The following is an 18,964-nucleotide window of genomic DNA, read 5'->3' on the forward strand; positions in this document are numbered from 1 at the left end:
TGATCAGTCCTCGAGGAGCGCCGAGAGTTGGGGCGAGTAGGTGGCGTGCAGGACGAGGGACGCGGCGCCGACCACGGCGGCGTCGGGGCCGAGGGGCGACACCGCGGCGTCGGCGACCCGGACGTGGCGGGAGAGCGGCCTGGTCGCGAGGGCCTCGGTGACGGCGTCGAGGTAGAGCTTCTCGACGCGCCTGATGCCGTGGCCGCCCAGGACGATCAGGTCCACGTCGGCGATGGTGACGACATTGACGGCGACGGAGGCGACGAGTTCGGCGGCGTCGCCGATGACCGCGGTGGCGAGCGGGTCGCCCTGGACGGCGGCGTCGAGGACCGCCTCGTGGTCGACGGTGGCCGGCGCGTGCTGGAACGGCACCGCGAGCGTGCTGCCGGCGGGCTCCGCGGCGAGCCTGCGGTGCGTCTCGGCGACGATGGCGGCGGGGCTGACCAGGCTTTCCAGGCAGCCCCGGTTCCCGCAGTAGCAGCGCGGGCCGTCCGGTCGCACGGTCGTGTGCCCGAACTCCGCGGCGTTGAGCGAGCCGCCCCGGTGGACCTGGTGGCCCAGGATCAGCCCGCCGCCGATGCCGGTGCCGAAGAAGAAGTAGGCGAAGTTGGCGACCCCCCGGCCGGCGCCCGACCAGCGTTCGCCGATCGCGGCGGCGGTGGCGTCGTTGTCCAGCGTGACGGGCAGGCCGGTGGCCTCGCTCAGCAGCTGCTTCACCGGCACCCGCGACCAGTGGGCGAGCTTGGGCGGGGCGACGACCATGCCGCGGTCCTGGTCGATCGGGCCGGGGCTGGCCAGGCCGAGGCCGAGCACCCGCTCGCGCGGCACGTCGGCCGCGGCGAGGACGTCGCCGGCCAGGTCCGCCATGGCGGCGACGACCTCGGCCGGCCGGGCACCGGGCGGCGTCGGGCGGCGCCTCAGCTCCAGGGGGTGCCCGGCCAGGTCGACGACCACGCAGGCGAGCTCGACCGGATCGAAGTGGAGCCCCACGGCGCTGCCGGCGTCGCTGTTGATGCGCAGCCTCGTCCGGGGCTTGCCGAGCCCCTGCACGCGGCGGGATCCGTCCTCGCGCACGATCCCCTCGTCGAGTAGCTTCCGCGTGATCCCGGAGACGGTCTGCGGCGTGAGTCCCGTGCGCTCGGCGATCTCGGCCCGGCTGATGCCGTCGGCGAGCTGGATCTGGTCCAGCACCACCGCCCGGTTGTAGCGGCCCACCTTGGGAAGATTCGTGCCTGCTCGCCGCAACGAAGATCCTCTCTGCCCGGCATCGGCCCCTGACCGGCGCCGACCCCATTCTGGCGGTTGCCTTTGACTTTGTAAAACAATTGGATTTAAGGTGCCATCAACGTAACGCGCGTCACACGCGTGCGCCCCGTCGGGTCACGCCGAACCCTCACGACCCACGGCCGAAGGCAACGCAGAGATCATCGGAGAAGTTGATGTCAGAGGCACGCCGCGTCCCCCCGGGACCGGACACGCGCAGCCGTGGCGGGCCGCGGAGCAGGGGGCATCGGGCATGAATCCCGCCAAGGACACGAGCCCCGGCGAGGACCCCCGTCCCGCCGCTGGAGCCGATCGCGGCACGGGCGCCGGCCCCGCTCCGGTCCTGCTCGAGATGCGGTCGATCACCAAGACGTTCCCGGGCGTGACCGCCCTGGCGGACGTCAACCTGGCGGTCCGCACCGGCGAGATCCACGCCATCTGCGGCGAGAACGGCGCCGGGAAGTCGACCCTTATGAAGGTGCTGAGCGGCGTCCACCCGCACGGCACCTACAGCGGCGAGATCGTCTACCGCGGCGAGGAGGTCGCGTTCGGCGACATCCGCGCGAGCGAGAACGCCGGCATCGTGATCATCCACCAGGAGCTCGCGCTGGTGCCGGGCATGTCGATCACCGAGAACGTCTTCCTGGGCAACGAGCCGCGGCGCGGCGGCGCGATCGACTGGAAGCGCGCCCGCCAGCGCGTTCTCGAACTGATGGAGCAGGTGGGCCTCAAGGAGGACCCCGACGCGTTCGTCAGCGACATCGGCGTCGGCAAGCAGCAGCTGGTCGAGATCGCCAAGGCGTTCGCCAAGGACGTGAAGCTCCTGATCCTGGACGAGCCGACCGCGGCCCTGAACGAGACCGACTCGCGGCACCTGCTCGACCTGCTGCGCGAGTTCAAGCGGCAGGGCATCACCTCGATCATGATCTCGCACAAGCTCAACGAGATCGCGGCCGTCGCCGACTCGATCACGATCCTGCGCGACGGGCGGACCATCGAGACGCTCGACGTCCAGGACGGCGGGGTCGACGAGGACCGCATCGTGCGCGGCATGGTGGGCCGCGAGCTGAGCGGCCGGTTCCCCGACCACGAGTCCGCCATCGGCGAGGTGTTCTTCGAGGTCCGCGACTGGACCGTGCGCCACCCCGTCTCCGCCGAACGGCTGGTGTGCCGCAACTCCGGCTTCACCGTCCGCCGCGGCGAGATCGTCGGCTTCGCCGGCCTCATGGGCGCCGGGCGCACCGAGCTCGCGATGAGCCTGTTCGGCCGGTCCTACGGGGTCTGGGAAGGCGGGCACGTCTTCAAGGACGGCAAGGAGATCCAGGTCAAGACGGTCGCCGACGCCATCAAGCACGGCATGGCCTACGTGAGCGAGGACCGCAAGGCGATCGGGCTCAACCTCCTCGACGACATCAAGTCCTCGGTCGTCGCCGCCAAGCTGTCGAAGATCGTCCGGCGCGGCGTGATCGACAAGGTCCGGGAGCGCAAGGTCGCCGACGAGTACCGCCAGAGCCTGCGGATCAAGACGCCGACGGTCGACGAGGGCGTCACCAAGCTCTCCGGCGGCAACCAGCAGAAGGTCGTGCTGGCGAAGTGGATGTTCACCGACCCGGACCTGCTGATCCTCGACGAGCCGACGCGCGGCATCGACGTGGGCGCCAAGTACGAGATCTACGGGATCATCCAGCGGCTCGCCGACCAGGGGAAGGGGGTCATCGTCATCTCCTCCGAGCTGCCCGAGCTGATCGGCCTGTGCGACCGGATCTACACGGTGTTCGAGGGCACCATCACCGGCGAGGTGCCGCGCGGCGAGGCCGACCCCGAAGTCCTCATGAAGCAGATGACCTCTACCAAGAAGACGGCGACGCCATGAGCCGATACCAAGAGCTGAAGAAGAACCTCTTCGGGGGAACCACCTCCAACGCCCGGCAGTTCGGCATGATCTTCACGCTGGTCGCGATCGTGCTGCTGTTCCAGGTCCTCACCGACGGCCTCACCCTGACGTCGGGGAACCTCATCGCGGTCGTCAGCCAGTACTCCTACATCCTGATCCTCGCCGTCGGGATGCTGATGGTGATCGTCGCCGGGCACATCGACCTGTCGGTCGGCTCGGTCGCCGCGTTCACCGGCATCGTGGTCGCCAAGGCGATGCAGGAGCACGACCTGCCGTGGCCCGCGGCGATCGTGTTCGGCCTGCTCGTCGGCGCCGCCATCGGCGCCTGGCAGGGCTTCTGGGTCGCCTACGCCGGGGTGCCGGCGTTCATCGTCACGCTGGCCGGGATGCTGCTGTTCCGCGGCGCGAACCAGTACGTCGGCAACGCCGACACGGTGCCGGTGCCGGAGGGCTTCCGCAAGATCGGCGCCGGCTTCCTGCCCGAGGTCGGGCCCGACACCGGCTACAACAACCCCACCCTGCTGCTGGGCGTGGCCGCCTGCGTCGCGGTCGTGTGGCGGGAATGGCGCGCCCGGCAGGTGCGGCAGCAGATGGACGCGGACCTCACCCCGCTGTGGGTCTCGGGGATCCGGCTCGCCGTGATGCTCGGCGTCGTCATCTTCGCCACGCTGCGCTTCGCCGGCGGCCGGGTCGGCACCAGCCTCCCGATCTCCGGCATCATCCTGGCCGCCCTGGTGATCGCCTACTCCTTCTACACCCGCAACGCCGCCGGCGGCCGGCACATCTACGCGGTCGGCGGCAACGCCCGCGCCGCCGAGCTGTCGGGCGTGAAGCTCCGCCGGGTCAACTTCCTCGTGATGACCAACATGGGGGTCCTCGCCGCGCTGGCCGGCATGATCTTCGTGGCGCGGTCCGCCGCCTCCGGCCCGCAGGACGGGCTGAGCTGGGAGCTCGACGCGATCGCGGCGGTGTTCATCGGCGGCGCCGCCGTCTCCGGCGGTCTCGGCACCGTCAGCGGCTCGATCGTCGGCGGCCTGGTCATGGCCCTGCTCAACAACGGCCTGCAACTGGAGGGCGTCGGCTCGGACCGGGTGCAGATGATCAAGGGCCTGGTGCTGCTGCTCGCCGCCGCGCTGGACGTCTACAACAACAAGCAGGGCCGCTTCTCGGTCATCGGATCGATCATGCGTCCGTTCAGGCGCGACAACGGGTCGGCGCCGCCGGACGCGGCGTCGTCGCCGTCCAGCGAGGCCGACCCGGCCGACAAGACGGACAAGACGGACAAGGCCACGGCCACCGGCTGACCGTTCCGGCAGGCCCCACCACCGCCGCTGCCGCGGCACCCCGGCAAGACACTGAGAAAGGTCATCCGACAATGCGCTCACTCTTCACCAAGACCCTCGCGGTCGGCGCGGCAGCCGTGCTCGCGCTCAGCGCCGCGTCCTGCGGCAACGACCGGGAGGGCTCGGGCGGCGGCGACGACAAGGGCAAGGGCTTCGCCAAGGACTCCCTCATCGGCGTGGCCCTGCCCGCCAAGACGTCCGAGAACTGGGTCCTGGCCGGCGACCTGTTCACCAGCGGCCTCAAGCAGGCCGGGTTCAAGCCCGACGTCCAGTACGCGGGCGCCTCGACCACGGTCGCCGACCAGCAGGCGCAGATCTCCTCGATGGTCACCAAGGGCGCGAAGGTCATCGTCATCGGCGCGACCGACGCCGCGCAGCTGTCCACCCAGGTGGCGCAGGCCAAGCAGTCCGGCGCGATCGTCATCGCCTACGACCGGCTCATCACCAACACCAAGGACATCGACTACTACATCGCGTTCGACAACTTCAAGGTCGGCCAGCTGCAGGGGCAGGCCCTGCTGGACGGCATGAAGGCCAAGAAGCCGAAGGGCCCGTGGACCATCGAGCTGTTCTCCGGCTCGCCGGACGACAACAACTCCGCGGTCTTCTTCGACGGCGCGATGAGCGTCCTCAAGCCGCAGATCGACAAGGGCGAGGTCAAGGTCGGCTCCGGCCAGACCGACATCAAGCAGACGGCCATCCAGGGCTGGAAGGCCGAGGGCGCGCAGCAGCGCATGGACTCGCTGCTGACCTCCACCTACAGCAAGAAGAGCGTCGACGGCGTGCTGTCGCCGAACGACACCCTGGCGCGCGCGATCCTCACCTCGGTCAAGGGCGCCGGCAAGCCGCTCCCCGTCGTCACCGGGCAGGACTCCGAGGTCGAGTCCGTCAAGTCGATCATGGCTGGTGAGCAGTACTCCACCATCAACAAGGACACCCGCAAGCTCGTCGCGGAGACCGTGAACATGGTCAAGGCCCTGCAGGGCGGCGGCAAGCCCCAGATCAACGACACCAAGTCCTACAACAACGGCGCCAAGGTCGTCCCCTCGTTCCTGCTGCCGCCGGTCATCGTGACCAAGAAGAACGCCGCCGAGGCGTACGCCACCGACCCCAAGCTCTCCCCGCTCACCAAGTAGGCGGCCGGACGGTCCGGCGGGGCATCGGTCCCGCCGGGCCGTTCTGCATCGGCCCGCGGACATTGGCGAGACGCAAGCCCTACCGGCCGCTTCCCGCGGCTTTGGCGAGCACGGCGGGCGCCAGCCAGCGGCGCAGGAACGGACGCGGGTCGTCGCCGGTGGCCTCGGGCACCGAGAGGTAGGAGTAGAGCAGGCGCATGAAGAACTCGGCGAGGCCGGCGAGTTCCTCGTCGTCGTAGCCGAAGGCCGCCCAGTCGATGTCGAGCCGGGACAGGAAGACCTTCATCTCGTCGAGGGCGCCGGCGGAGAGGATGTCGGGGCCGAACCCGACGGCGCGCCCGGTGGCGAAGATCATTCCGACCTGCGGGTCGCGGGGCAGCTGCTCCACCGCGCGGGCGAGGACCTCGACGAGGGTCTCGGCCGGGTCGGCCAGCGGTCCGATGCCGGCGGCGATCCGCGTCCCGAACTCGGTGGCCGCGGCGAACCCCGCCGCCTTCATCAGCTCGTCGATGTTGCGGTAGTAGCGGTAGACCGTCGCGCGGGTGACGCCGAGCTCCTCGGCGACCTGCGTGAATCCGGTCTTGCGCGCGCCGTACCGGTCCACGCACCGGATCAGCGCCTCGATGATCCGGCGCCGGGCCTCGTCGTCGTCGCGGGGAGGGTCGCCCTGCCACCCGTGCGTGCGCATCAGTGCCTTTCACAGCGGAGCCGTAGCGGCCGTCAGCGCGGCGGCCGGGCCGAGGGGACGGTGCCCGGCAATCCGGCGCCGCCCGAGACCGGCTTGCCGTTCTCGTCGGTGGCGGACTCCACACCCTGGCTCAGCAGCGTGATGTTACCAGCCAGCCATTTCCCCGAGACGAGCTTCATGCTGAGGGCGACCGTGGCCCCGTTGTTGGCCTGCACCGTCTTGCCGGACGTCACCTTGGTGTTGATGACCACCATGACGTTGGCGGCCTTGCGCTTGACCGCACCCGGGTAGACGCCGGTGACGGTGGCCCGGGAGCTGACCTTGTTGGTGGTGAAGTAGCTGGTCAGGGTGCCCGCGGTCGGGCGGATGGCGTCGCCGGCGGCCTTGGTGAGCAGCGGGTACTTCGCGGCGAACGACTGGTCCATGTGCTGGTAGTCCCAGTTGAAGAACACGTCGGCGACCTTGCGCGCGCTGGCGGCCAGGTCGCGCTGCCGCCGGGCGTCCGAGGACAGGTCCCCCTTCTGCTGCCAGACGACGCAGAGAAGCACGCTCACCGCGACCAGCGCGAGGGCGGGGACGATCGTCAGGATGCGGATGGCGATCGTCCTGCGGCGGCTTCTCCCGCCGGCCGTTCCGCTCGCGAGAGACGCGGCCCACACCTTTGGCGGCACGTCGGGGATCCGGGGCGCGGGAGGATTCGCGACCTTGGTCTCGGTCTTCATCGGCTTCTCCTTCTCCGGGTCGGACGCCGGGCCAGTCCGAGCATGCTCAGGACGACGCGCAGCAGGACCAGGCCCGCCACCAGGGGCGGCAGATAGATCAGCCACGTCGGCGGCCCGTGGTGCGCCGTGTCGGCGGCGTTGCGGGCGCGCTCCGCCGCCGGTGTCGCCGCGGGCGTCCCGGATCCCTTCTCGGCGGTCGTCTCGGCCTTCTTCAGCGGCGGGCTCTGCTGCTCGGGCAGGTCCACACCGGGGCAGGCCGGGATGCGCGGGATCGACGGCAGCGGCTTCAGGTTGCGGTACTCGACGGCGCCCTGCTCCGGTGTCAGCGTGAGGATGAACTTGATGTTGAGGTTGGGCTCGCCGTTGACGAAGGTGATGACGCCCCGCATCGCGGACGCCAGCTGGGGCGACCACTGCAGCCCCCTGGAGAGGTCGGACACGTTGCCGGGCGACAGCAGCGCCGGCAGGGCACCGCCGAGCGCCTTGAGCAGGCATTGCGCGGCCGGTCTCGACTCGCGCAGCACCTTGGCGGTCCTCGTCGCCAGGCCGGGCATCGTGTCGCGGATCCGGACGAGCGAGTCGTTCACCTCGGCGAGCGAGGACGTGATGTCGGCGGTGGCGGTGATCCCGGTGGCCAGGTCGGCGCGCTTGCCGGCCAGCACACCCGTCAGCAGGCCCAGGTTGGTGATCAGGCTGTCGAGGGTGCCGGTGTTGCTCGCGAAGGTCCGGGCGAGCTGGGAGGCCCCGTCGACGCTGAGCCGGAGCGTGTCCCCGCGACCGTCCAGGCCCCGCGCGAGCTCCCGTGTGACGATCTTGAGGTTCTCCGGGTCGAGCCCGTTGACGGCCTTCGTCACCGACGCGAACAGGTCGCCGTAACTCTCGCTGACGCTGGTCCGCGACAGCGGGATGACGTCGCCGGGGTGCATCGCGGGCGCGTCCACCCGGCCGCGCGCCGGCTGCAGGTCCACGTACGGCTCGCCGATCGCGGACTTGAGCGCGGCCGTGGCGGTGACGCCCTGGGGGACCCGCTCGCCCTTGTCGATGGCGAGCCGGACGACGACCTTCCCGCCGTCCAGCCGCACGGACTGGATCTTGCCGATGGCGACACCGAGGTAGGTCACGTCGAATCCCGGCTGCAGGCCCCGCGAATCGGAGAACTGCGCGCTGATGCGGTACGGCCGGGAGAACGGGTCGACACCGAGGACGTTGCGCACCGCCCACACCGTCAGGACGAGGCCGAGCACGGCGAAGACCGCCAGGTTGACCCTGATCCGGCGGGTCACCGCTGAGGTCCCATCATCGCGACGAGGTCGTCCAGCGACGACGGCGTCTTCCCGCCGCCCCGGGTCGCCGAGCCGTTGAAGTCCAGCACCGGGTAGGTGAGCAGCTGCCCGTTGTAGACCTGCCGGGGCATCCGGGTCACGAACTCCTGGACGCGGTTGATGAGCGTGCCGAGCTTGGTCCTGTCGGAGGCGAGCACCTGCAGCGTGGGGCCCATCTGCTCGATGAGCCGGCGGAGCTGCTCGGTGTGGCCGATGAGGACGGTGTCGTTCACGGTCCGGGCGAGGTCGGACAGCGAGTGCACGGCGGTGAGGATCTTCTGCCGGTCGCCGGCGAGGAGCTCGGTGGCGGCGGCGACCCGTCCGGGCAGCCGCTTAAGCGAGTCCTCGTGGGCCGCGAGCTTCTCGCCCAGGTCCGCGAGGTCGTCGACGGCCCGTCCCAGCTGCTCGCGCCGCGCGCCGAAGGTCTTCAGCAGCGTGTCCGCGTCGGCGATCATCGCGTTCAGCTTCGCGCCGCGTCCGGCGAAGGCGGTGCTCGCGGTGCGCACCAGTCCGGGGGCGTCGCCGTCGGCGAGGGCGCCGACGAGCGGGGCGGCCTTGCCGACGATGTCCTCGAAGCCGGGGCTGGTCGTGGTCCGGGTCAGCCGGGCGTGGTCGGCGAGGAAGGGTCCCTGGTTGAGCGCCCTGCCCTGGGGCGGCTGGAGCTGGACGTAGTTCTCGCCGAGCAGCGAGGTCGTGGTGACCTTGGCCGTCGTCCCGGTGGGGATCCGCACCCCCTTCTTGATCGACAGGGTGACCCGGGAGTGGTAGCCGTTCCCCGCCTCCACCAGCGTGATCTTCGTGACGGAGCCGACGGCGACGTCGGCGACCTTGACGCTGTGCCCGGTGACGAGGTTCTGCACGTCGGTGAAGTCGGCGGTGAGGGAGAGCGGCCCCTTCGGCGCGTGCAGCGTCTGGACCGAGCAGCCGGACAGCGCCGCGCAGCACGCCAGCACCGCGGAGAACACCAGCGTCCCGGCGCGCGGGAGAGATCGTCTCACGGTGGCTCCTACTGGCAGTTGGAGTACGGGGGCGGGAGCGGGCACGGCACGCTCTCGTCGATCGTGGGCTCCCTGAGGATCGCGGCCAGGTAGGAGCGCGCGAAGTTGTCGAGGGTGACCCGCAGGACGATCGCGTGGTTCTCCGGCTGGTAGGCGTTGACGAACTGGAAGGCGATGTTCGGCAGTGCCTGCAGCACGCCGCCGAGCGTCTCCGAGCTCCCCTTGAGCGTGAGGCTGACCTGCGCGACCTTCTTCAGGTCGGCGGGGATGGTGTCCTGGTGCATCTTGATCAGGACGTCGCCGCGCCTGGCGAGGTCGGCGATCGCCTCGACCAGCGTCCGGATGCTCGCCCGCTCGTCCGACAGCATCGAGGACGCCTTGGCGAAGTCGCTGACGAGCCTGCCGAGCGTCTTCTCCCGGCCGCGGACGACACCGGCGAGCCGGTCGAGGTTCTGCGCGACCTTCAGGAGCTGCTGGTCCTGCCCCGCGAGGCTGTTCACCAGCTGCCCGGCCTGCTGGAACGCCTGGTTGAAGGCGGCGCCGTTGCCGTCGAGGCTGCCCGCGGCGTTGCCGAGCGAGGTGTCGGCCTTGGCGGGGTCGACGTTGTCGAGGAGCTTGCCGAACGACTTGAGGGCGTCGTTGACCTCGACCGGGACCTGCGTCCGGTCCGTCTGCAGCACGGCGCCGTCCCGCATCTCGGGCAGGCCGGGGTGCCAGGCCGGGCTGAACGTCAGCGTGCGCTCGCCGATGAGGCTGAGCGGCACGATGGCGGCGGTGGCCGTCGCGGGCAGCGGCACGTCGCCGTTGATCGAGGCGACGACGCGGACCCGCCCGCCCACCGGGGTGACGGAGTCGACCTCCCCCACGTTGACGCCCATGACCTGCACCCGGGAGCCGGGGTAGAAGGAGACGGCCCGGGTGAAGTAGGCGGTGACGCGGTAGGGCGTCCGGGACGACAGCGGGTTCGTGAGCACCGAGCAGGCGCTGAGGGCGGCACCGAGCACGACCGCCATGGCGGCGGCGAGCGGGCGGCGCGGCGGTTCCATCCTCATCCTCCGACCTGTCCCGTCGGGACGAGCGGGTAGTTGGGCGGGTTGAAGTTCGGCTGCGGCCCGACCACGCCGGGCTGGATCGGGCCGAACCCGACGAAGCCGCCCTCCATCCACCGGCCGGCCCGGCTGCCGGCGGTGCCCAGCCCGTAGAACGCCGGCCCGAACCAGGCGAGGGCGACGTTCATGGACGGCAGGTTGTCGCCGGCCATCGTCTGCGCGGCGAGGTGGAAGTCGTTGAGCACCGTGTTCAGCTGCTTCTGGTGCTTGGCGAGGGTGTCGTCGAGGCTCTTCACGACCCGGCTGCCGCTGCCGAGCGCGGCGGCGAGGTCGTCGCGCCGCCGCACCAGTTCCTTGAGGAGGCCGTCGCCGTAGTCGAGCAGCTGCGTGAGCTGCCGGTCCTTGGACGCCAGCGCACCGCTCAGCTTGCCGCTGCTGGCGATGATCGCGGCGACCTGCGGGAAGGAGTCGTTCAGCGCCGCGCTGACCTTCCGCAGGTCCGCGAGCATCCGGGCGGTCTCCCGCTGCGAGGGCAGCTTCACCTTGGCGGCCTCGCTGAGCAGCCGGTCGACCGCCTTGGCGTCCAGCCTGCCGGCGATGTCCGACGCGGAGCCGAGCGTGTTGCTCAGCGTGTACGGGACGCTCGTGCGGTCCAGCGGGATGCGCCGCCGGTCGTCCGGCAGCGTCTTCAGGTAGGGCCGGGCGACCGGTCCCGACAGCCGGACGTACTGGCCGCCCAGCAGGTTCGACAGCCGGATGTCGGCGTGCATCCGCGGTCCCAGCCTGATCCCGGAGTCGACCTTCCAGGTGATCACGACGTGGCCGTTGCGGAAGTCGGGCCGGATCCCGGTGACCTTGCCGACCTTGACGCCGGCGAGCTGCACCTCGGCGCCCTTCTGCAGGCCGCCGGTGCCGGCGAAGACGCCGCGCACGCTGTAGCCGCCCTGGAAGAGGCCGAGGGTTCCATAGGCGTAGGCCGCGATCACGAGTGCGGCCAGCGCCGGGATCGTCACCGCGGCGATCGCCACGGGGCTGCGGTCGCGGAACGACCTCGTGAACGCGTCCTTCGTCCGGCCCATCACTGCCCCCCGCTCCGGCCGCCCAGGAACGCCAGCTTGACCATGGCCTGGAAGACCTGCTGCTGGGCCGGGCTCAGCTTCGCGTCGCCGCCGCTCACCGCCGGCCCGCCGCCGGAGCCGGCGGCGGGCGGCGGCGGCAGGTTCTCGGGGAAGGGGCAGGTGTCGGTGTAGACGACGTTCATGCACAGGGCGTTGCCGCGCAGGAACCTGCCGCCGTCCATGAGGGTCAGCAGCGCCTGCAGCGCCGACGGCAGGCTCTTGATCATTTTGTCGAGGTCGCGCATCCTGCGGTGCGCGATCTCCATCAGGTCGCTGGTGCCCTGCACCAGCCGGCCGAGTTGCGGGGCGGAGCCGCCGAGCACCTTGTCCAGGTTGGTGGCGACGTCGCCGAGCCGGGTGCTCGCGGTGCCGAGTGCGGCCCGGTCCTGCGCGAAGGCCCGGGTGAGGTCGGTCAGGTTGGTGATGGTCGCGGCGATCTGCCGGTCGCGGGCGGCGAGGGCGTCGGTGACCGTCTTGTAGTCGCCGATCATCTGCCGGATCGTGCCGCTGCGCGCTCCCAGCGTGCGCAGGAGCGCCGCGAGGTTCACCGACATCTGGTCGATCTTGTCCTGGTTGCCGTCCAGCGCGGTGGCGAACGACTCCAGGATCTTGTTGATCTCGTTGGGGTCGATCCCGCCGACCAGCGGCCCCAGGTCGTTGATGAGCGCGCCGAGGTCGGCCGCCGACCTGGTCCGGGTGAGCCGCTGGCCGTCCGTCAGCATGACGCCGCTGGAGCCGGTCTCCAGGTAGATCTCGCGCTTGCCGATGAGGTCCTTCCACCGGATGACGGCCGAGGAGTCGGCCGCGATGTGCAGCGACGGGTCGATCTTCATCTCCACCGCGGCGCGGCCGTCCACCACCTCCACCGAGGTCACCCGCCCGACGGGGGTACCGGCCACCTTCACCTCGTCGCCCGGCCGCAGGCCGCTGACGTCGTCGAACGTCGCCCGCAGGTGCAGGCCGGGCCCGAGGTCCGCGCCGACGATCCGGAACGCCATGTAGACGGTCAGCAGGGTCGTGACGACGCCGAACACCACGAACCTGCGCGCCGAGCGCAGGTCCAGGCGCTGCCTGCGCAGCCCGAGGCGGCGTGCGGCGGACATCAGTTCCCCCGTTTCGCGGGCGGGTCCGGCTCGTTCGGGACCGCGGGCTCGATCGGCCCGCAGACGCCCGGCAGCGAGTCGCACAGCGCGGTGCTCGGATTGATGTGGATGGTGACCCGCGAGAGCAGGGTCCCGTGCGGCCCCGGGATGTTGGCGATGCCGGTCAGCTGCGTCAGGATCAGCCCGCTGCTGCTGATGAGGTCGGGGAAGTAGTCGCGGTACCTGTGCAGGACGCCCGCCGCCGGTGTGACCGAGTCGATGACGCGGCCGGCGGCCTCCGGGTCCGACGCGAGGATCCGGTTCAGGGTGCGGGCCGACTCGTGCAGGCCGTCGAGCAGCCTGCCGAACTGGCGGGGGTCCCCGGCGATGGACGGTGCGACCAGGTTCAGGTCGTCGGCGATGCCGCCGATCTCGTCGCCGTGCTCGGCGGCCGTGCCGGCGAGCGCGCCGCCGTCGCCGATGATGGAGCCGAGGTCGCCGCTGCGCCGTGCTCCCAGGCCGAGCAGTCCGGCGGAGTCGTCGACCAGGCGCGCGAGCTCGTCCCCACGGCCGTCCAGGCCGGTCCCGAGCGACCGCATGATGGTGGCGACGTCGTCCGGGCCGAGGGCGTCGAGGAGGTCGACGGTCGGCGCCGCGACGTCGGTGAGGTCCTGGGGGTCGCTGGTCTTGGCGATGCTGTCGCCGTCGGAGAGGTACGGCCCGGAGCCCTCGTCCCGGCCGGGTCTCAGGTCGACGTACTTGGGGCCGAACGCCGACAGCGGCGAGATCGCCGCCTCGGCGGTGGCGGGCGCGCGGACGCCGTGGTCCAGGCGGATCCGGACGAGCGCCCGGCCCTCGGGGGTGAGGCGGATCGAGGCGACCTGCCCGACCCGGACGCCGCGGATCTTGACGTCGGAGCGGTCGTCCAGCCCCTCCCCCGCCCGGCCGAAGGTCGCCCGCAGGTAGGTCGAACCGGGGTGGGTGTCGCGCGCGGCCAGGTAGGACGCCAGCCCGGCGGCGGCGAGGAGGGCCGCGCCGAGGGCGCCGTAGCGGCGGCGGGTGCGGGGCGTGTGGTCGACGGTCCTCATCCGGTCAGGCTCACCGTTCCGCCGTTGCCCCAGAAGATGAAGGACAGCAGCAGGTTGACCATGACGATCGTCACCATGGACTCGCGGATCGCCTGCCCGGTCGCCAGGCCCACCCCGACCGGCCCGCCGCCGGCGTTGTAGCCGCGGTAGCAGTGGATCAGCACGATGATCACCGTGAACACGACGACCTTCACGACGCTGTAGAAGACGTCTATCGGCGGCAGGTACAGGTGGAAGTAGTAGTCGTAGATCCCCGGCGAGATGCCGAAGAAGCCGATGGAGATGAGCCGGGTGGCGAAGAAGCTGGCGAACAGCGCCAGCAGGTACAGCGGGACGAGCGTGATCAGCGCGGCCGCCAGCCGGGTGCACACCAGGTAGGACAGCGAGTTGATGCCCATCACCTCCAGGGCGTCGATCTCCTCGGAGATCCGCATCGCCCCGAGCTCGGCGGTGAACGACCCGCCGAGCTGGAACACCATCGCCACCCCGGCGATGATCGGCGTCACCTCGCGCACGTTGGCGTAGCTGGCGATGATCCCGGCGAGCGACTGCACGCCGACGCGCTGCAGCCCGGGGATGGCCTGCAGGCCGACGGTGGTGCCGGTGAAGAACGACATGAAGAAGATGACGACGACCATGCCGAGGCCGAGCACGACCGCGCCGACGCCGGCGCTGATGTCGCTGACCTGGCGGACGACCGCCTTCAGGTGCCTGCCCCGCGCGATGTCGGTCACCAGGTGGTGCAGGACCATCCCGGAGAAGACCAGGAACTCGGTGAACTCGGGGGCGCGCGGGCGCCATCGGCGGCGGCGCAGCAGCACGGCCGCGCGGTACGGGACGATGCCGTTCATCGGCTCTCCGTCAGATCCGGGGCGGGAAGAGGCTGTAGGCCAGCGTGGACAGCACGTAGTTCGCCGCGAACACCAGCATCGCGGCGACCACCGCCGACTGGTTGACCGCGCGTCCGACGCCGCTGGCGCCGTACCGGCAGGTCATGCCCTTCCAGCAGGCCACCGCGGCGGCGATGAAGCCGAACACCCACGCCTTGAACAGGGTGATCAGCAGGTCCGACAGCTGCAGGAGCGAGGTCGCCCCGTCGAAGTAGGACCCGGGGGTCACCCCTTCCCGGATCACGTTGAAGAAGAAGCCCCCGGCGATGCCCGCCAGGATGATCAGCGAGCAGAGCATGACGCCGACGGTGCTGGCCGCCCACAGCCGGGGCGTGACCAGCCGGTGCACCGGGTTGATGCCCATCACCTCCATGGCGTCCAGCTCGTCGCGGATCCGCCGCGAGCCGATGTCGGAGGTGATCGCCGACCCGCCCGCCCCGGAGATCAGCAGGGCCGCCGCCATCGGCGCGACCTGCGTGACGAGGGCCTGCACGACCGTGGCCCCGGTGCCGGACTCGGCGCCGATCTGCCGGACGATCTGGCCGACCTGGAGGGCGATCGTGCCACCGAGCGGCAGCGCGATCAGCATCACCGGCAGGGTGGTGACCCGGGCGATGAACCAGCACTGCTCGATCCACTCGATCCACCAGCGGCGCACGTCCCAGGTCTTGCGGAAGCCCTCCAGCGTGATCGCGAACAGCAGGCCGGCCTGCTCCAGCCAGCCGGACAGCAGCCGTCGCGGCGTCCCGGCCCAGGACGGGCGCGGTGCGCGCAGGCGGTGTCCCGCGACCGCGCTCATGGAGGTGTCCCCTGCCGTTCGCGCATCCTCTGCTCTCCCTCGCCGGACGGCGATCTGATGTGCAAATTATGAGAATGTGACTCTTGTTTGAAGCGAATGACAGTACACTCCCGGCCGCGCAGTACTGTCAAGGGCCGCCGGGCGTCAGCGCAGGACGAGCGGCAGCGTCTCCCATCCCCGGACGGTCGAGGTCTGCGCGAGCCTGGCGCCGTCCCAGTCCACCTCCCAGCTCGGGAAGCGCCGCAGGAGCTCCTCCAGCGCCACCCGGCCCTCCAGCCGGGCGAGCGCGGCGCCGAGGCAGTAGTGCGCGCCGACGCCGAACGCCAGGTGCTGGCCGACCTTGCGGTGGATGTCGAACCGGTCCGGGTCGGGGTAGCGCCGCTCGTCCCGGTTGGCGGCGGCGAGGACGAGCATCATCGCGCTGCCCTCGGGCACCGTCCGCCCGTGGATCTCCACGTCCCGCGTCACGTACCGCGCCGCGAACGGGCCGGGCGACTGGTGGCGCAGCACCTCCTCCACCGCGTTCTTGATCAGCGACGGGTCGTCGACGAGCTCCCGGCGCTGGTCCGGATGCTCGGCGAGGACCGACGCGATCCACCCGATGAGCCGTCCCGTGGTCTCGTTCCCGGCGCCCGCGACGACCGTGCAGTAGATGAGCACCTCGTCGCGCGTGAGGGTGCGCCACCGGCCGTTCTCGTCCTCGAACTCGGCGGTCATCAGCATCGTCATGAGGTCGTCGGACGGATGCTCGCGCCGCCAGTCGATGTAGTCGCCGAACATCTCGTTGCTGAGCCCGGCGCCGCCGCGCAGGTCCATCTGCCCGCCGGCCTCGGTGCGCAGGCTCTCGTCGGCGGAGTCGCGCAGCGCGGCCAGGTCGGCGTCGGGGATCCCGAACAGCATGCCGATGACCCGCATGGGCATGTCGATCGCGACGGACTCGACGAGGTCGAACCGGTCCCGCCCCACCAGCGGATCGAGGGTGCGCGCGCAGAACTCGCGCACCCGCGGCTCCAGCTCGGCGATGCGGCGCGGCGTGAAGACGCGGGCGAGCAGCCTGCGGTGGATGTCGTGGATCTCCGGGTCCTCGAAGATGAGGGTGCCGGTCGGCATCACGATCCCCGACTTGACGAACTCGAGGATGTTGCCGCGCGCCGAGGAGAACGTCTGCCAGTCCGGCAGGCACCGCTCCACGTCCTCGTACCGGCCGACGGCGTAGAAGTCGTGCTTCTCGTTGTAGTAGAGCGGCGCCTCGTCCCTGAGCCTGCGGTACGCCGGGTAGGGGTCGGGGGTGAACCGCGGGTCGTAGGGGTCCCAGTAGAAGGTCTCTTCGGTGCCCATGTCGCTCCTCCGGGTCACTTGAGCATCGAGCCCGCGTCGATGGGGAGCGGGACGCCGGTGATGTAGCGGCTCTCGTCCGAGACGAGGAAGAGGACGGCGTTCGCGATGTCCTCGGCCTCGACCCAGGGCACCGGAAGCGCGTTCATCATCTGCGAGATCGGCGCCATGTCCTCTTGGGTCGGGTTCTCCAGGTCGGGCCGGAACATCCGGTAGGTGAGGTCGTTCAGCAGCATCGGCGTGCTCACCTGCGTCGGGTGGACGGAGTTGACGCGGATGTTGTGCTCGGCCAGTTCCACGGCCATCGACCGCATGAGCCCGACCACGCCGTGCTTGCCGGCGACGTAGTTGGCGATGTTCGGGTGCGCCTTGAGCCCGCCGACGGAGCTGGTCAGCACGATGGCGCCGCCGCGCTCCCCGTCGATGATGTGCGGGATGGCGGCCTTGCCGGTGTGGAAGACGCCGGTCAGGTTGACGTCGATCGAGTCGCGCCACAGCTTCTCGTCCAGGTTCTGGATGGGGGCGCCGTCGGCGGCGAGCCCGGCGTTGGCCACGACGATGTCGAGCCGGCCGAGCTGGGTGACGCCGTCGTCGACGGCCGCCTTCAGCGCGTCGTAGTCGCGCACGTCGGCCTGGGCGGCGACGATGCGGCGGCCCGTGGCCTTCACCCGCGCCACGGTCTCGTCCAGGTCCTCGGGGGTGGACATGGGGATGGGCACGGTGTCGAGCTGCTTGCAGATGTCGATCGCGATGATGTCCGCGCCTTCCTCCGCGAGGCGCACGGCGTGGGCGCGTCCCTGCCCGCGGGCGGCTCCCGTGATGAACGCGACCTTGCCTTCGACTCGTCCGGGCATCGCTTCCTCTTCTCTTCGGTGGGGGGACTACGGGCGCCCGGCCTGCCGCCGGCGCGCCGCCGCGCGGACGGCCTTGAGGATGCCCTGGTAGCCGGTGCAGCGGCACAGGTTGCCGGACAGGCCGTCGCGGATCTGCTCGTCGGTGGGGTCGGGGTTGTCGCGCAGGAACGCGGTGACGGAGACGACGAACCCGGGCGTGCAGAAGCCGCACTGGAGGCCGTGGTGGTCGCGGAACGCCTCCTGGACCGGGGACAGCTCGCCGGCGGGCGAGGCGATCCCCTCCACGGTGGTGACCTCGGCGCCGTCGGCCTGGACGGCGAAGACGAGGCAGGCGCGGACGGCCTGCCCGTCCAGCAGGACCGTGCAGGCGCCGCACACGCCGTGCTCGCAGCCGAGGTGGGTGCCGGTGAGCCCGCACCGCTCGCGCAGGAAGTCGGCGAGGGTGAGCCGCGGCGGGACGGTCGCGCTCCGGGGCCCGCCGTTGACCCGCATCCGGACGGTGATGTCAGCCATGCGCGGCCTCCTCGGCGGCCCGCCGCCATGCGCGCGCCACGATGGCGGCGCCGACGTGCGCGCGGTGGTCGGCGGACGCGTGCAGGTCGGCGGGGACCGAGTCCAGTTCCGCCAGAGCCGTGCGCCCGAGTTCGCTCGCGTCGATGCCGGTGAGCGCGGAGCCCGTCGCGGCCGCCTCGGCGGCGGGGGCGCGCAGCGGCGTGGAGCCGAGCCCGAACAGCCCGATGCCGCACCGGCGGACGAGGCCGGCGCCGTCCAGCTCGACGGCGACGGCCGCCCCGGCGATGGCGAAGTCGCCCCCGCGCCGGGCGAACTCCTCGATCGCGAAGCCGCTGCGGCCGCGCCGCACCGGGAAGTCGACCGCGGTCAGCAGCTCGTCCTCGGCCAGCGCGGTGCTCCACAGCCCGGTGAAGAACGCGCCGGCCGGGATGGTCCGCGCGCCGCGCGGCGACACCGCCTCCAGCCGCGCGTCGAGTGCGAGCGCGACGGCGGGGTATTCGGCGGCGGCGTCGGCGTGGGCCAGCGATCCGCCGACGGTGCCGCGGTTGCGGATCTGGAAGTGCCCGATCAGCGGGGTGGCGCGGGCCATCAGCGGTACGGACCGCGCGACCTCGGCGGACCGCTGGACGGCCGCCTGCGTGGTGCCCGCGCCGATCCGGACGGTCCCGTCGCGCTCCTCTACACCGCGCAGGCCGTCCAGCCGGCGCAGGTCGACCAGGTGCTCGGGGGCGGCGAGCCGCAGGGCCAGCATCGGCACGAGGCTCTGCCCGCCGGCGATGGGCTTGGCGTCCTCCCCCAGCTCGGCGAGCAGCCCGACGGCCTCCTCGACCCCGCCCGGCAGGTGGTACTCGAACGACGGCGGCTTCATCG

General features: G+C 71.2%; 18 protein-coding genes. 3 read left to right on the plus strand and 15 right to left on the minus strand.

The features are described 5' to 3' along the window. Positions 1-3: 3 nt before the first annotated feature. Positions 4-1,215 carry an ROK family transcriptional regulator gene (locus E1293_RS01555; RefSeq protein ID WP_207938613.1) on the minus strand — a complete coding sequence of 404 codons (1,212 nt, stop codon included), beginning with the start codon at positions 1,213-1,215 and terminating at the stop codon, positions 4-6. 400 nt (positions 1,216-1,615) lie between these two features. Here E1293_RS01555 and mmsA point away from each other — a divergent pair, with 400 nt between their 5' ends. The 3 genes from mmsA to E1293_RS01570 all read left to right on the plus strand — a co-directional run bounded on the left by mmsA (position 1,616) and on the right by E1293_RS01570 (position 5,636). Continuing rightward, positions 1,616-3,136 (plus strand): multiple monosaccharide ABC transporter ATP-binding protein, encoded by a 1,521-nt coding sequence (mmsA, locus tag E1293_RS01560; protein WP_207938621.1) that lies wholly within the window; start codon positions 1,616-1,618, stop codon positions 3,134-3,136. Then, positions 3,133-4,461, plus strand: a complete 1,329-nt coding sequence (gene mmsB, locus E1293_RS01565) for a multiple monosaccharide ABC transporter permease (protein ID WP_132192978.1) — start codon at positions 3,133-3,135, stop codon at positions 4,459-4,461. The genes mmsA and mmsB overlap by 4 nt, the downstream gene beginning before the upstream one ends. 71 nt (positions 4,462-4,532) lie before the next feature. After that, entirely contained in the window at positions 4,533-5,636 is a 1,104-nt protein-coding gene (locus tag E1293_RS01570) for a substrate-binding domain-containing protein (RefSeq protein WP_132192980.1), read from the plus strand. A 79-nt stretch (positions 5,637-5,715) separates the two neighbouring features. Here E1293_RS01570 and E1293_RS01575 read toward each other — a convergent pair whose 3' ends face one another. From E1293_RS01575 to E1293_RS01640, 14 genes are all read right to left on the minus strand, one after another. Next, positions 5,716-6,324, minus strand: coding sequence for a TetR/AcrR family transcriptional regulator (locus E1293_RS01575; protein ID WP_132192982.1), 609 nt, complete (start codon positions 6,322-6,324; stop codon positions 5,716-5,718). 32 nt (positions 6,325-6,356) lie between these two features. Beyond that, positions 6,357-7,046 (minus strand): hypothetical protein, encoded by a 690-nt coding sequence (locus tag E1293_RS01580; protein WP_132192984.1) that lies wholly within the window; start codon positions 7,044-7,046, stop codon positions 6,357-6,359. Next, a complete protein-coding gene (locus E1293_RS01585; RefSeq protein WP_132192986.1) occupies positions 7,043-8,329 on the minus strand; it encodes an MCE family protein in 1,287 nt (428 codons plus the stop codon). Before E1293_RS01585 ends, E1293_RS01580 begins: the two co-directional genes overlap by 4 nt. Then, a complete protein-coding gene (locus E1293_RS01590; protein ID WP_165978041.1) occupies positions 8,326-9,366 on the minus strand; it encodes an MCE family protein in 1,041 nt (346 codons plus the stop codon). Before E1293_RS01590 ends, E1293_RS01585 begins: the two co-directional genes overlap by 4 nt. Positions 9,367-9,374: 8 nt before the next feature. Further along, positions 9,375-10,418 (minus strand): MCE family protein, encoded by a 1,044-nt coding sequence (locus tag E1293_RS01595; RefSeq protein ID WP_132192990.1) that lies wholly within the window; start codon positions 10,416-10,418, stop codon positions 9,375-9,377. Beyond that, positions 10,415-11,494: an MlaD family protein gene (locus E1293_RS01600; protein WP_132192992.1), complete on the minus strand. Its 1,080-nt coding sequence runs from the start codon at positions 11,492-11,494 to the stop codon at positions 10,415-10,417. Before E1293_RS01600 ends, E1293_RS01595 begins: the two co-directional genes overlap by 4 nt. Beyond that, complete coding sequence (locus E1293_RS01605; RefSeq protein WP_132192994.1) at positions 11,494-12,636, minus strand: MCE family protein; 1,143 nt, start codon at positions 12,634-12,636, stop codon at positions 11,494-11,496. Before E1293_RS01605 ends, E1293_RS01600 begins: the two co-directional genes overlap by 1 nt. Next, positions 12,636-13,703 carry an MlaD family protein gene (locus E1293_RS01610; RefSeq protein ID WP_132192996.1) on the minus strand — a complete coding sequence of 356 codons (1,068 nt, stop codon included), beginning with the start codon at positions 13,701-13,703 and terminating at the stop codon, positions 12,636-12,638. Before E1293_RS01610 ends, E1293_RS01605 begins: the two co-directional genes overlap by 1 nt. After that, the gene (locus E1293_RS01615; RefSeq protein WP_132192998.1) at positions 13,700-14,554 is read right to left on the minus strand and encodes an ABC transporter permease; all 855 of its coding nucleotides are present in this window, start codon (positions 14,552-14,554) and stop codon (positions 13,700-13,702) included. The genes E1293_RS01610 and E1293_RS01615 overlap by 4 nt, the downstream gene beginning before the upstream one ends. A gap of 10 nt (positions 14,555-14,564) precedes the next feature. After that, the gene (locus tag E1293_RS01620; RefSeq protein ID WP_132193000.1) at positions 14,565-15,392 is read right to left on the minus strand and encodes an MlaE family ABC transporter permease; all 828 of its coding nucleotides are present in this window, start codon (positions 15,390-15,392) and stop codon (positions 14,565-14,567) included. Between the two features lie 144 nt (positions 15,393-15,536). After that, a complete protein-coding gene (locus E1293_RS01625; RefSeq protein ID WP_132193002.1) occupies positions 15,537-16,730 on the minus strand; it encodes a cytochrome P450 in 1,194 nt (397 codons plus the stop codon). A 14-nt stretch (positions 16,731-16,744) separates the two neighbouring features. Then, positions 16,745-17,581, minus strand: coding sequence for a mycofactocin-coupled SDR family oxidoreductase (locus E1293_RS01630; RefSeq protein ID WP_132193004.1), 837 nt, complete (start codon positions 17,579-17,581; stop codon positions 16,745-16,747). 27 nt (positions 17,582-17,608) lie between these two features. Then, positions 17,609-18,094, minus strand: coding sequence for a (2Fe-2S)-binding protein (locus E1293_RS01635; protein ID WP_132193006.1), 486 nt, complete (start codon positions 18,092-18,094; stop codon positions 17,609-17,611). Then, complete coding sequence (locus E1293_RS01640) at positions 18,087-18,962, minus strand: FAD binding domain-containing protein (RefSeq protein ID WP_132193008.1); 876 nt, start codon at positions 18,960-18,962, stop codon at positions 18,087-18,089. The genes E1293_RS01635 and E1293_RS01640 overlap by 8 nt, the downstream gene beginning before the upstream one ends. Between the last annotated feature and the right edge of the window lie 2 nt (positions 18,963-18,964).

This window comes from Actinomadura darangshiensis, assembly GCF_004349235.1.
In the GTDB taxonomy this organism is placed as follows: Bacteria; Actinomycetota; Actinomycetes; order Streptosporangiales; family Streptosporangiaceae; genus Spirillospora; species Spirillospora darangshiensis.